The organism is Piezobacter thermophilus (assembly GCF_055386745.1).
On record NZ_AP042380.1, the window covers coordinates 1,168,349 to 1,181,481 of the forward strand.

Annotated in this window: 12 protein-coding genes; 5 read left to right on the plus strand and 7 right to left on the minus strand. The window is 68.9% G+C overall.

The features are described 5' to 3' along the window. Positions 1 to 21 precede the first annotated feature (21 nt). Complete coding sequence (locus ACZ5CM_RS05625) at positions 22 to 885, minus strand: ATPase (RefSeq protein WP_464641732.1); 864 nt, start codon at positions 883 to 885, stop codon at positions 22 to 24. 137 nt (positions 886 to 1,022) lie between these two features. Here ACZ5CM_RS05625 and ACZ5CM_RS05630 point away from each other — a divergent pair, with 137 nt between their 5' ends. Further along, entirely contained in the window at positions 1,023 to 1,838 is an 816-nt protein-coding gene (locus tag ACZ5CM_RS05630; protein ID WP_464641733.1) for a fructosamine kinase family protein, read from the plus strand. 4 nt (positions 1,839 to 1,842) lie between these two features. On the opposite strand, the gene ACZ5CM_RS05635 is transcribed toward ACZ5CM_RS05630, so the two are convergent. Continuing rightward, complete coding sequence (locus ACZ5CM_RS05635; RefSeq protein ID WP_464641734.1) at positions 1,843 to 3,717, minus strand: monovalent cation:proton antiporter-2 (CPA2) family protein; 1,875 nt, start codon at positions 3,715 to 3,717, stop codon at positions 1,843 to 1,845. Between the two features lie 17 nt (positions 3,718 to 3,734). Beyond that, positions 3,735 to 4,205, minus strand: coding sequence for an Lrp/AsnC family transcriptional regulator (locus ACZ5CM_RS05640; RefSeq protein WP_464641735.1), 471 nt, complete (start codon positions 4,203 to 4,205; stop codon positions 3,735 to 3,737). Between the two features lie 133 nt (positions 4,206 to 4,338). On the opposite strand from ACZ5CM_RS05640, the gene hppD reads away from it, so the two are divergent. Further along, positions 4,339 to 5,442 carry a 4-hydroxyphenylpyruvate dioxygenase gene (gene hppD, locus ACZ5CM_RS05645; protein ID WP_464641736.1) on the plus strand — a complete coding sequence of 368 codons (1,104 nt, stop codon included), beginning with the start codon at positions 4,339 to 4,341 and terminating at the stop codon, positions 5,440 to 5,442. Between the two features lie 54 nt (positions 5,443 to 5,496). Here hppD and ACZ5CM_RS05650 read toward each other — a convergent pair whose 3' ends face one another. Then, on the minus strand, positions 5,497 to 8,004 hold the full coding sequence (locus tag ACZ5CM_RS05650) for a hypothetical protein (protein ID WP_464641737.1): 2,508 nt from the start codon (positions 8,002 to 8,004) through the stop codon (positions 5,497 to 5,499). 159 nt (positions 8,005 to 8,163) lie between these two features. Here ACZ5CM_RS05650 and ACZ5CM_RS05655 point away from each other — a divergent pair, with 159 nt between their 5' ends. Continuing rightward, positions 8,164 to 8,856, plus strand: coding sequence for an SIMPL domain-containing protein (locus ACZ5CM_RS05655; protein WP_464641738.1), 693 nt, complete (start codon positions 8,164 to 8,166; stop codon positions 8,854 to 8,856). Between the two features lie 76 nt (positions 8,857 to 8,932). Here ACZ5CM_RS05655 and tkt read toward each other — a convergent pair whose 3' ends face one another. After that, on the minus strand, positions 8,933 to 10,954 hold the full coding sequence (gene tkt / locus ACZ5CM_RS05660; RefSeq protein WP_464641739.1) for a transketolase: 2,022 nt from the start codon (positions 10,952 to 10,954) through the stop codon (positions 8,933 to 8,935). Between the two features lie 236 nt (positions 10,955 to 11,190). On the opposite strand from tkt, the gene ACZ5CM_RS05665 reads away from it, so the two are divergent. After that, on the plus strand, positions 11,191 to 11,916 hold the full coding sequence (locus tag ACZ5CM_RS05665) for a hypothetical protein (RefSeq protein WP_464641740.1): 726 nt from the start codon (positions 11,191 to 11,193) through the stop codon (positions 11,914 to 11,916). Beyond that, a complete protein-coding gene (locus ACZ5CM_RS05670; RefSeq protein WP_464642506.1) occupies positions 11,916 to 12,326 on the plus strand; it encodes a cell division protein ZapA in 411 nt (136 codons plus the stop codon). The genes ACZ5CM_RS05665 and ACZ5CM_RS05670 overlap by 1 nt, the downstream gene beginning before the upstream one ends. Positions 12,327 to 12,473: 147 nt before the next feature. Here the strand turns inward: ACZ5CM_RS05670 and grxD are convergent, their stop codons facing one another. Then, positions 12,474 to 12,839, minus strand: coding sequence for a Grx4 family monothiol glutaredoxin (grxD, locus tag ACZ5CM_RS05675; RefSeq protein ID WP_464641741.1), 366 nt, complete (start codon positions 12,837 to 12,839; stop codon positions 12,474 to 12,476). Between the two features lie 39 nt (positions 12,840 to 12,878). Next, positions 12,879 to 13,121, minus strand: a complete 243-nt coding sequence (locus ACZ5CM_RS05680) for a BolA/IbaG family iron-sulfur metabolism protein (RefSeq protein ID WP_464641742.1) — start codon at positions 13,119 to 13,121, stop codon at positions 12,879 to 12,881. Positions 13,122 to 13,133 lie beyond the last annotated feature (12 nt).

Below are 13,133 nucleotides of genomic sequence, written 5' to 3' on the forward strand. Positions count from 1 at the left end.
TGATCGGTCGAGATGGGGCAATCAGCCGTTTCGTGCAAGGGCCGCGGCCACCAGATCGTCGAAATCGGCCGCATCGCGCAGGGCTGAAACCTCGTCGGCGGTCACCGTGATGCCCCAGTTGCGGGCCATGGATTCATAGCGCGGCTGGCGATGGGCCAGCGCCTGGGCATAGGTCCAGCGGATGAAGGCATCGGGGTCGACATCCCGTTCTTCGAGGTCGTATTCGCGCAGATACTGCGCCCAGACCCGCTCCAGGAAGGCGGGCTGGTACGACATCGGCTTGGGCGCGCGGTCGAAGCGGCGGATCAGCTCGGCGGTATGGGCCTCGTCGCCCCTGATCCAGATCATCAGGGTCCGGCGCGAAAGCTCGCTCAGCACCGGATCTTCGGGGTTGTCGGGGTCCACCCATTCGCAGATCGACCCGCCGGTGTCGCAGACGAAATGCGGATAGCCATAGAGCCGTTCGGCCCGGTGGATGAAATACTCGGTATCCAGCAGGGCGTAGATCTCGGCATGGCGGAACTGCTCCTGCCGGCGGCGGTATTCCTCCATCGGCAGCCCGCCCTTGTCGGGGTTGCCCGGTTTGCCCAGATAGGCGGCGACCGGGGTGAGGTTGTCGAAGGTGATGTTGGAGCCGATATAGATCGAGTCCGACAGCAGCAGATCGCGCAGGAAGGGCACCTTCATGGCCTCGGCCTTGGCATTGTCGGCGATGTATTCGCCCATGTAGCGGGTGCCGATGCGGTAATCGATGGAATAGTGGAACCAGTTGCCCGAATCGCGCAGCATCTGACTGACATGGGTCTTGCCCAGTCCCGACATGCCGAACAGAAGCACCCGCTTCTTGCGGGCCGCGCGCCAGTCCCGGGCCGAGGCATAAAGCATGACATGTTCCCCTTTCGCGCTCTTGCTAAATCGAGCCGGGGCGGCGGTCAATCATGCGACCATGCGCCCGCCCCCGGCAGGGCGGACTTGCCACGCCCGCGCCGGGAGGTCACGGATGAGGGCAGGAGGATGACGCGATGACGCCGGAACGACTGGCCCGCGCCGGTGCGGCGCTGCTGGGGAAGGACCTGCGGGGCTGGCGGGCGCTGGCTGGGGGTGACCTGTCGTCGGTGCTGCTGCTGCGGCTGGCGCCGGGGGACGAGGCGGTGGTCAAGTCCGGCCCGGCGCCGCGGACCGAGGCGGCGATGCTGGTTGCCATGGGCGCGGCCGGGGTGACGGTGCCGAAGGTGCTGGCGGTGTCCGACCGGGTTCTGGTCCTGCAGCGCCTGCCCGAGGATGGCGGGCTTTCGGGGGATGGCTGGGCGGAGCTGGGTGCGGCGCTGCGGCGGCTGCACGGCCATACCGGACCGGCCTGTGGCTGGCCCGAGGATTACGCCTTCGGCCCGGTCCCGATCCCGAACCGGCCGCTTGACGACTGGCCCGCCTTCTGGGCCGAGCGCCGGCTGCTTCCCGGCATCCCGTTCCTGCCCGCCGACCTGGCCCGCCGGGTCGAGGGGCTGGCGCGCGGTCTGGCCGACCGGCTGCCCGCGCGCCCGGCGCTGTCGCTTCTGCATGGCGACATGTGGGTCGGCAACGTGCTGGCCCATGGGGGCCGCCTGTCCGGGCTGATCGACCCGGCCTGCTATCATGGCCATTGCGAGGTCGATCTGGCCATGCTGCACCTGTTCGCATCACCGGGGCCGGGGTTCGCTCATGGTTACGGCCCGCTTGCGCCGGGCGCGGACGAGCGCCTGCCGGTCTATCAGATCTGGCCCGCGATCGTGCATGTAGCGCTGTTCGGGGCCGGCTGGCACGGGCTGGTCGGGCGGCTTCTGGACAGGGCGGGGGCGTGAGGGCTCAGGCGGTTTCCCGGCGCTTTTCATTGAGCGCCAGCAGGGCCAGTTCCAGCTCCTTTTCCAGTTCCTTTGCGCGCTGGATGTAGGCTTCGTTCTCGCTGCCGGGCAGGTTCGGATCCCACAGCTCGGCCAGTTCCTTCAGCGCCCGGCGATCATGGGCATAGAAAGTCTTTTCGGCCTCGGCCGCCTCGTATTCGCTCAGCCCCACATTCTCCAGCACGTAGCGCCCCGCGCGCAACGAGCTGTCGAACACCTCGCGCACGATGTCGTCGGCACCGGCGCGGAACAGCTCGAACACATGCGCCCGGTCGCGGGCGCGGGCGATGATGTGCAGATCGGGGCGTTCCTGGCGGGCAAACCGCACCAGGTGCGTGACATGCGCCGGCTGATCCATCGCCGCCACCAGCACCTGCGCCTTGCTCAGACCCGCCGCCTTGAGCAGCTCCGGCCGCGTGGGATCACCGAGGAACCCCTTGATGCCGAAGCGGCGCATCAGCTGGATCGTCTCCATGTCGTGATCCAGAACCACGGTGCGAAAGCCGCTGGCCCGCACCAGCCGGTTGACGATCTGGCCGAAGCGGCCGATCCCGGCGATGATGACCGGGCCCTGTTCGTCGATCTCGTCGGGTTCCTGAAGCGGCGCCGCCTCTTTCAGGCGGCGCGCGATGAAATCGTGCAGGATGAACAGAAGCGGCGTGATCAGCATGGACAGTGCCACCACCAGCATCAGCTTTTCCGCCAGTGCCTGCGGAAGCACGTTCAGCCGCCCCGAGAAATTGAGCAGCACGAAGCCGAATTCGCCGGCCTGCGCCAGCCCCAGCGTGAACAGCCACAGGTCGCGCCCGCGCAGCCGGAAGGCGCGGCCCAGCCCGTAGAGAACCACCCCCTTGGTCACCGCCAGCAGCAGCGCCAGCCCCAGCAGGTCGCCGGGATCGGCAAGAAAGGCCCGGATGTTGATGTCGGCGCCCACGGTGATGAAGAACAGCCCCAGCAGCAGCCCCTTGAAGGGCAGCAGGTCGCTTTCCAGTTCATGGCGGAATTCGCTGTTGGCCAGCACCACGCCGGCAAGAAACGCCCCCAGCGCCGGCGACAGCCCGACCAGCTCCATCAGAAAGGCGATGCCGACGACGATCAGCAGCGCCAGCGCCGTGTACATCTCGCGCAGGCGGCTGCCGTGAATGTAGCGGAATACCGGCCGGGTCAGGAAGATGCCGGCCAGGATGATGAAGGCCAGCGCGGCAATGGTGATCAGCGTGACCCCCCATCCCGGCAGCCCGGCAACCAGCGACAGCCCGCCATGGGCGCCGCCCGCCGCCCCGGCCCCGCGGGTGATCGAGCCGTCATTGGCCAGCCGCGTTCCCCACGGCGCGGCCAGCAGCGGCAGGAAGGCCAGGATCGGGATCACCGCGATGTCCTGGGTCAGCAGCACCGAGAACACCGAGCGCCCGCCGCGGGTGCGCATCAGCCCCTTCTCGTCCAGCGTCTGCAGCACGATCGCGGTCGAGGACAGCGCCAGCGTCAGCCCGATGGCCAGCGCTGCCTCCCAGCGCTGACCGGCGGCCAGCGCCACCACCATGATGGCAAGCGTGCTCAGCCCGATCTGCAGCCCGCCCAGCCCCACCAGCCGGTGCCGCATCCCCCACAATGCCCGCGGCTCCAGCTCCAGCCCGATCAGGAACAGCATCATCACCACGCCGAACTCGGCGAACTGCTTGAGATCCTCGGCGTTGCTGCCCACCAGCCCCAGCACCGGGCCGATCACGATCCCCGCCACCAGATAGCCCAGCACCGACCCCAGCCCCAGCCGGGCGGCGATGGGGACCGCGATCACCGCGGCGGCGAGGTAGATCGAGGCCTGGTAGAGGAAGTTTTCCATTCGGGCCTTTCCGGGCGTCAGGTGGGCAGGGGCGCGTCGCGTTTGGGCTGATCCATGACGATCTGGCTTTGCACCCGCGCCACTGCAGGGTGCGGCAGGATGACCTCGTGAATCAAGCGGTTGAGCGCGGGCAGATCGGCGCACCAGATGCGCAGCAGGTAATCGGCTTCGCCGGTCATGGTCCAGACGCTGGTGATCTCGGGCCGGGTTTCGATCAGGCGGGCAAGGCTTCTGGCCTGCTCGGGGCGGTGGGTGCCCAGGTGAACCTGCACGAAAGCCTGCACATTGAGGCCCAGGCGCTGCGGGTCGAGGCGGGCCGAATAGCCCTGGATGATCCCGCGCGCCTCCAGCCGCTGCCGCCGCCGCGCCGCCTGGCTGGGCGACAGGTTCAGGATCTCGGCCAGCTGCTGGGCGGTGAGATGGGCATTCTTCTGCAGCGCGGACAGGATGCGCTTGTCCGTTTCATCGAGGGGGTGCGAAAAATTCATGAATTTCTGGTCATGTTCGTGAAAACGGCGCGTATTGTCGAATACTGGCGCGACAGTATGCGCAAAACAAGTGTCCAAGAGGCATTATTTTCGCAAGCAGGCAAAACCCCGACCTGCAAGGAGAGCATCACCCATGGGACCGTTCCCGCACGACGCGCCGCGCGCCGAGATCACCGCCGACAACCCCGCCGGCACCGACGGGTTCGAATTCGTCGAATTCGCCCATCCCGACCCGGACCATCTGCGCGCGCTGTTCGCCAGCATGGGCTTCGAGATGGTCGGCCGGCACCGGACGAAGAATGTCGAGCTGTGGCAGCAGGGCGACGTGAGCTACCTTCTGAATGCCGAGCCGGACAGCTTCGCCGCCCGCTTCGTCGCCGAACATGGTCCCTGCGCGCCGTCGATGGCCTGGCGCGTGGCCGATGCCGAACATGCCTTCCGCCACGCGGTGGCCCGGGGGGCCGAGCCCTACGAGGCCGAAGACAGAACCGTTGACTGGCCGGCGATCCGGGGCATCGGCGGGTCGCTGATCTATTTCACCGACCAGTATTACGACACCTCGCCCTACAACGAGGAATTCGAATGGCTCAGGCCTTCCAAGCCGCGCGGCGTGGGGTTCTACTATCTCGATCACCTCACCCACAACGTCTACAGGGGCAACATGGACAAGTGGTTCGACTTCTACGGCCGCCTGTTCAATTTCCGCCAGATCCGGTTCTTCGACATCGAGGGCAAGTATACCGGCCTTTACAGCCGCGCGCTGACCTCGCCCGACGGGCGCATCCGCATTCCCATCAACGAGGACCGGGGCGAAAAGGGTCAGATCGTCGCCTATCTGAAGAAATACAACGGCGAAGGCATCCAGCACATCGCCATCGGCACCGACGATATCTACGCCTCGGTGGATGCCATTGCCGAGCGCGGGGTGCAGTTCATGCCCGGCCCGAACGCGCATTACTACGAGATGTCCCACGAGCGGGTGAAGGGCCATGACGAGCCCGTGGAGCGGATGATGAAGCACGGTATCCTGATCGACGGCGAAGGGGTCGTGGACGGGGGCGAGACGAAGATCCTGCTGCAGATCTTCTCGCGCACCGTGATCGGCCCGATCTTCTTCGAGTTCATCCAGCGCAAGGGCGATGACGGCTTCGGCGAGGGCAACTTCAAGGCGCTGTTCGAATCGATCGAACGCGAGCAGATCGCCAATGGCGAGCTGGGCGACGTCGCCGCCGAGTGACGCGCGCGGGCCGTCCCTGCCGGGCGGCCCGCTTGTCCCGGCCCGCGTGGATTCTCACCCCCTGGGCAGCCTGAGCGTCAGATTGCGCCCCTTCTTCTGATAGCGCAGTTCCCTCTCGCCGATGGCGATGACCCGGCCGCCGTCCAGCCGGTCGCCGACCTTGACCTTCTTGTAGCGCCCCGACGGCAGGCGGACCAGCGCGCGCCGATTCGCAGGTGTCCCGAAGACCCCGATCAGGTTGACCTTGCGCAGCGAGATGACGTTTTCGGCAGTGGCGTGGCGGGCCACCGTGGCCGGGGTGCGCCCGTCGGGTTGGGCCGGGGGCGCGGCCCTTGGCATTGGATCGGTTGCGGTTGCCACGGCGGGGCGGGCGACGGCGGGACGCGCGGCAAGGCCGGCGGGCCGCGGGCGCGGCCGCAACGCGGTGCGAACCGCCAGCTCCGTGCCTTCGGCATCGGCCGCTGCGGTCTGCGCCGTGGCCTGCGCCTCGGGGCGTGGCCTTGGCCGGATCTGCGCCAGCCTCGCCCGGTCGGCGGCCTGCGGCAGCTCGGTCACGACGTTCTCGGTCAGTTCGGCCGGGCGCGGTCGCGGGCGGAAGCCGGCCAGCCGCTTGCGCAGGCGTTCGGCTTCCGTCTCGGGTTCGGCGCGGGGCGGCGTCGGCGGGGGCACCACCGGCGGGCGGCCGGCATAGACGAGGACGCCGTCGGGGTTGAGCGTGCCTTCGGGCGAGGGCGTGACAAGCTCCCGGCTGTCCGGTTCGAACGCCCTGCCGGCAACGGAAGGCGCGTCTGTGGCCGCGGGCGGCCGGTCGGTATCCAGTTCCGCCGGGGCAGGCAGTGCCACGGCATCGTTCGACAGGTCGGTGCGGTCGATGGAGGCGAGGTAGAGATCGTCCAGGCTGATGATCGAGGGCGTCTCCGGCACGTCCGGCGGTGTCAGCCATATGCCGGACGCCGCATAGATCGCATCGGCGCGTTCCGGCGTAAGCGCTGCGGCCACGTCGATGTCTCCGGCGGCGGTGTCGGCTGCGCTTTCTTCGTCCTGCCGGTCGCGTATCGCATCCAGCGCCGCCGTATCGGCGCGTGTCAGGCCCGGATCGGTATCCCCGGGCGAAGCCGCGGGGGCCGGGGCATGGGTCGCGGCGGGGTCTTCAGCCGCGCCTTGCGGCGGCACCAGAGGCACCGGGCGCGGGGCGGGCAGGCCGGCGATGGGCAGCGGCGGCGGGCCGTCGTCCGGGGATTGCGAAACCGGTTGCCGCGGCCCGGTGCCGTCCACTTCGGGGCCGGGCGGCATGTCGCCCCCCGTTGCGACGGCGGTTTCGGGCGCAGCGGCCCCGGTCGGTTCCCCGCCGGCCGGTCCCTCCCTGGCCGTGTCCACCGGAGCGGGGGCTTCCACCGCGGCAGGAGAGGAGGCGGGCGCAGTGGCCGGCTCGCGGCGAAGCAGCCCGGACAGGCCGTCATCGAGAAACAGAGTCGCCCAGGCCGCCACGAGGAGCAGGAGCACCAGCAGGCCCGCCGTCACGATCAGCCCCAGGCCCGGGCCGCCACGCGCCGCACCCGGTTCGGCCGGGCGGCGCGCACCGAACAGCGTCAGCCGCCCCCTTTCGTCGTCGGGCGCCAGATCCTCGATGCGCGGCGAAATCAGGACGGGCCTTGGCGTGTCGGGCAGGTCCGGCCTTGCCAGGGGCGGGGCCTTGGGCAACCCCGTCGGCGCGGGCTCCTTTTCCGGGTCGGCCGCCGCCTCTGCGGTCGCATCCGGTCCGTTTACCGGGGCCTGGGCATCCTCGACCGATGGCGTGATGCTCAGCCGGGGCGCCGCCTCGGGGAGCGGTGCCAGTGCCGCGCTGCTGTCGGGCGCCGATCCGGCGTCCCTCCTGCGGCGGCTGGCAAAACCCGGAAGCGGACCGGCCGTCCCCGTTTCCGCGGCAGGATCGGGCATCGCCGCGCCGGTGTCGTCGGGCGCGGCCGATGCGTCGTCCCCCGTCGCGTCATCTCCGGTCGGGGGCGAGGGCGGAATCGCATCGCCGATGACCACGATCGCAACGCCGTCGGCCTCGATCTCGGAGCCGCCGGGCAGGGTGGCGGCATGTTCCGAGGGGCCGAAGAACGGCTCGCCCAGAAAGGGGTGGTCGCCGGGGATGGCGACGAAGCTGACAGGGTGGAACAGGTGCTGGACGGCGAAGGCTTCGGCCTCCTGCAGGGTCTCGCGCGCCACCGCCGCCACATGCGTCGTCGGACCGTCCACGGAAATGTCGAGTACCAGCTCGTCCAGCGCGTAGGGCGTTGCCCCGTCCATCGCCGCGCGCGCCGCCTGCCAGCGGGCATCGACATTGATCGCGCCGGTATCCAGCGACATGTAGCGGATCTGGTCATTTGGAATGACCACCTTGCTGCGCAGCCCCCCGGGTTCAAGCGCCAGCGCCAGCCTGCGCATGGCCTCCAGCCTCTTGCCCATGTCGGGCGCATCCAGCGCCACCGTACCGACGCGTCGCCACCCGCCCGCCGCGCGATGCAGCAGGGTGATGCCTTCCGGCAGCAGGGAAAGCGCGAAATTCGGCTTCATTTCGAGGCGACGTCGTCCGTTTCGGTTCCGGGCCCCGCTCGGCCCCGTCCGACATTACGGCAGGTCTTCGCCGAGGGAAAGCGCGCGCGGTGGCAATATCTTGCCGAAGGAGGCGATGGCGCCCATGCTGGGCGGGCAGCTGCATTTCGGAGAACGGATGTGAAAAGGTTTTTTCTGCTGGCGGTGATGGCGATTTCGCTGGCCGGGGGGGGCTCCCTTGCCGGCGAGACAGGCCCGCGGCGCATCATCGTGTCCGGCGAAGGCCGGGTCGAGGCCGTGCCGGACATGGCCACGCTGACGCTTGGCGTGAGCGACCAGGGGCGCGAGGCCAGGGCGGTGATGGCGGCGGTTTCGGAGGCTGCGGCGCGGATCCTTGCGCGGCTCGAGGCACTGGGCGTCGCCGGGCGCGACGTGCAGACCCGGGATCTGCTTCTCAGCCCGGTCTGGAGCGACAACACCGCGGACGGGCGGCGACGGGTCGTGGGCTACCGCGCCTCCAACACGGTTCAGGTCCACCTGCGCGACCTGTCGGCGCTGGGCCGGATACTGGACGAGGTTTCGGCCGCGGGCGGCAACGACTTCCGCGGGCTGAGTTTCGGGGTGCAGGATCCCGCCCCGCTGCTGGAGGCGGCGCGGCGGGCGGCGGTGGCCGATGCGATGGCCAGGGCCGAGGTGCTGACCGAGGCGGCGGGGGTTCGCCTGGGGCCGCTGCTGGAGTTGAGCGAGGCCGGCGCCGCCTCGCGGGCGCCGGGGATGATGCAGGCGGCGGCGATGCGCGAAGGCGCCCCCGTCGCGCCGGGCGAGATCACGATTCGGGCCTCGGTGCGGATGGTGTTCGAAATCGCCGATTGAGCACCGGCCGAGGATCTTGCACGCAGGAAGACAGGCGGGGGGCAGGCGGGAAACCGCCCTCCGCCCGGATGTCGGCTCAGCCCAGCAGGGCCTTGACCCTGTCCGCGACCGCCTGCGCCGTGATGCCGAATTTCTCGTACAGCGTGCCGGCCGGGGCCGAGGCGCCGAAAATTTCCATGCCGATGAAGGCGGCCTTCGATTCGCGCCCCCTTTCGCCCATCAGCCAGCGGTCCCAGCCGCCCAGCCGCGTGGCCGCCTCGATGCCGACGCGCACCGGTCCGGCCGGCAGCACGCGGCGTCGGTATGTGTCATCCTGCGCCGCGAAGAGCTCCATGCAGGGCATCGAAACCACGCGCGTGCCGATGCCGTCGGCCTCCAGTGCCTCGCGCGCCGCAAGCGCGATGTTCACCTCCGAGCCGGTGGCGATCAGGATCGCCTGCCGTTTCCCCGTGGCCTCGGCCAGGACATAGGCCCCGCGGGCGGTGAGGTTCGCGGCCTTGTGTTCGCGGCGCAGGGTCGGCAGGCTCTGGCGGGTCAGCGACAGGACCGAAGGCGTTTCCTTCGACGACAGCGCCAGCTCCCAGCTTTCCGCGGTCTCCACCGTGTCGGCGGGGCGGAAGACCCATGTGTTGGGGGTGGCGCGGCTGATGGCGAGGTGCTCGACCGGCTGGTGGGTGGGGCCGTCTTCGCCCAGGCCGATCGAATCATGGGTCATCACGAAGACGGTGGGGATGCGCATCAGTGCCGCCATGCGCATGGCCGGGCGGGCATAGTCGGTAAAGGCCATGAAGGTGCCGCCATAGGGGCGGATGCCGCCATGCAGCACCATGCCGTTCATCGCCGCGGCCATGGCGTGTTCGCGCACCCCCCAGTGGACGTAGCGGCCCTTGCGGTTGCCGATGTCGAACACGGTCATGTCGGATGAGCGGGTGTTGTTCGACCCCGTCAGATCGGCCGAGCCGCCGACGGTTTCGCGCATCACCGGGTTCACCGCCTCCAGCACCTTCTGCGAACTCTGCCGGGTGGCGATCTTCGGTGCGGTTTCGGCGGCCTCCTTCTTGACCGCGCGGATGGCCGCGCGCAGCCGCCCGGGAGTTTCGCGGGCGAGAATGCGTTCGAATTCGGCGCGGCGCCGTTCGGGCAGGGCGGCAAGGCGCGCCTCCCAGGCCGTGCGCTCGGCGGCGCCGCGGCTGCCGATGGCCTCCCAGGCGGCCTTGACTTCGGCGGGGACGTGGAAGGGTTCGGAGGCCCAGCCATAGGCGGCCTTGGCCTCGGCCAGCTGCTGCGGGTCGGTCAGCGCGCCGTGGCCCTTCGGCGTGTCCTGGGCGGCGTGGCCCAGCGCTATATGCGTCCGGCAGGCGATCATGCTGGGCCGCGCCGTGGATCTGGCCCTGGTCATGGCTTCGTCGATGGCCTGCGGGTCATGGCCGTCGATCTCCTGCACATGCCAGCCCGAGGCGCGAAAGCGCGCCAGCTGATCGGTGCGGTCGGCCAGCTCCACGGTGCCGTCGATGGTGATGTTGTTGTTGTCCCACAGCACGATCAGCCGGCCCAGCCGCTGGCGCCCGGCCAGCGCGATGGCCTCCTGGCTGACGCCTTCCATCAGGCAGCCGTCGCCGGCGATGACCCAGGTGTAATGGTCCACCACCTTGCGGCCGAAGCGGGCGCGCAGCATCTCCTCGGCCATGGCAAAGCCCACGGCGTTGGCGATCCCCTGTCCCAGCGGGCCGGTGGTGGTCTCGATCCCGCGGGCGTGGCCGTATTCGGGGTGACCGGCGGTGCGGGCGCCCCACTGGCGGAAGTTGCGGATCTCGTCCAGCGTGATGTCGGGGTTTCCGGTGAGGTAAAGCAGCGCATAAAGCAGCATCGACCCGTGCCCTGCCGACAGGATGAAGCGGTCGCGGTCGGGCCATTCGGGGTTGGCGGCGTCGAATTTCAGGTGCTTTTCGAACAGCACGGTGGCGACGTCGGCCATGCCCATGGGCATGCCGGAATGGCCCGAGCTGGCCGCGGCCACGGCGTCGAGGGTCAGGGCGCGGATGGCGGTCGCCTTGGCCCAGTGATCGGGGTTTGCATTTCTCAGAGCGGTGAGATCCACGGGACAAGTTCCTTATGGCTGTCTGGCGGCGATGGCGGCTCAATAGCAGCCAAGGGTGGAAGTTCAAGCACGACGCGGCACGGCCCCGCGCGGTTACCTGAAGAGGTCGGCCCAAGCCGTTGAAAGCAAAGGGGGGTATTTTTCCGTCCTGTTGTGTAGTCTAGCATCCGAAACCGCGCCGGTGTGATTCGACTTGCCGGCCGGGTTGCGCGGAAGATTTTCGGAAGGTGAAGGGCATGAGCCAGATCGAGGAATTGCAAAGCCGGCTCTCGGCCGCGATGGACCGTATCGGGGCGGGGGTCGAGGCGTTGGCCGCGCGACCTGCCCAGCTGCCGCAGACAGAGACAGAGGGGGAGCAGCCGGCATCGGAACTGGCGGCGCTTCTGGAAGACGAAAGGATGGCCAACGCCCAGCTGCAGGAGCGTCTCAAGGCGGTCAAGGCCCGGCACGAGCGCGAGATCGAGGCGCTGAAGGCCGCAGCGGCGGATGACGGGCGGGCGGATGCGCTGAAGGAAGAGGTCGAGCGGTTGCGCGCCGATCTCGAGGCGGCCCGCGACGAGGCTCGCACCCTTCGGGAGGAGCTCGAGACGGCCCGTGCCGAGCTTGGACAGTTGCAGGACGCCGCCCGTGGGGAGAAGGACAGCGGCGCGGCTCTGCAGCAGGAGGTCGAGACCCTGCGCCGCGAAGCCGAAACCCAGGCCGCGGCGATGGCACAGCTTGACCGGGACGTGCAGCGCGTGCGCGAAGCCAACCGGCAGCTGCGCGAGGTCAACGCGGCGCTGCGCAAGGCCGCCGAGGAGAAGGTGGGGGATCCGGATCTCGTCAACAAGGCGATGCTGGCCGAGCTTGAAGGCCTGCGCGCCGCCCAGGCCGCGGATGCGGCCGAGGCGGGGGCGATCCTTGCCCGGCTGGACGTGCTTCTGTCCAATGCCGCCAACCTGCCGGAAGGGGAGGAAGAATGATGCCCGAAGTCACCATCGAGATCGGTGGCCGCAAGTTCGATGTCGCCTGCCGCGCGGGAGAGGAAGAATATCTGTTTGCTGCGGCGAAGCTGCTGGACGACGAGGCGCGGGTGCTGACCGAACAGGTCGGCCGGGTGCCCGAGGCGCGGATGCTGCTGATGGCGGGGCTGATGCTGGCCGACAAGACCGCGGCCTATGCGGATCGTATCCGCGAGCTGGAGGCCGAACTGGAAGGGCTGCGCGCGGCGCCTGCGCCCCAGCCCGAGCGGATCGAGGTGCCGGTGGTGCCCGAAACCGTCACCGAGGCGCTGGCCGAGCTTGCCGCCCGGGCCGAGGCGCTGGCGGATTCGGTGGAAGAGCGGGCCGGGGCGGCATCGGGGGGTGAAGACGGGGAGCCGGCGCAGAGCTGAGCTTTCTGCCCCGGCGCGTTCGCAACAGTGCGTTCGCGACAATGTGCAATGTCGCGGCGAGGGGCGCTGCCCCTCGCGCTCCCCGGAGTATTTGCGGCAAGAGGAAGGGAAGGGGCGGGGGCGCTCCTTCGGAGGATCGGGATCGGATCAGGACGCGTTGGCTTCGCGGATCTTGTTGGCGGCGTCCTTGTCGTAGGAAATGCCCTTCTGGTCGAAAAGTTGGTCCAGTTCGCCCGAGAGCGTCATTTCCGTGACGATGTCGCAGCCGCCGACGAATTCGCCCTTGACGTAGAGCTGCGGGATCGTCGGCCAGTCCGAGAAATCCTTGATCCCCTGGCGGATCTCTTCGTCGGCCAGCACGTTCACGTCCTTGAATTCGACGCCCATGTAGTTCAGCACCCCGGCCACGCGCGAGGAGAACCCGCATTGCGGCATCGTCTTGGTGCCTTTCATGTAGAGCACCACGTCGTTGCCCTCGATGGTTTCCTTGATGCGGTCGTTCACGTCGGTCATGTCTGTCTCCGTGGGAGTGGGTTTTCGGGGAGTGTCGGTTCAGTCGGGGGCGCGGGTGGTCAGCGCCAGCGCGTGCAGTTCGCCATGTGCACCGTCCATCTTGCCCTTCAGGGCGGCGTAGACGGCGCGCTGCTGCTGCACCCGGTTCAGCCCGCGAAAGCTTTCGTCGATCACCTCGGCGGCGTAGTGCCGGCCGTCTCCGGCCATGTCGGTGACCTTGATCCTGGCATTGGGGAAGCTGGCGCGGATCAGTTCCTCGATTTCGTGGGCCTCGATTGCCATGTATGCGCTCTC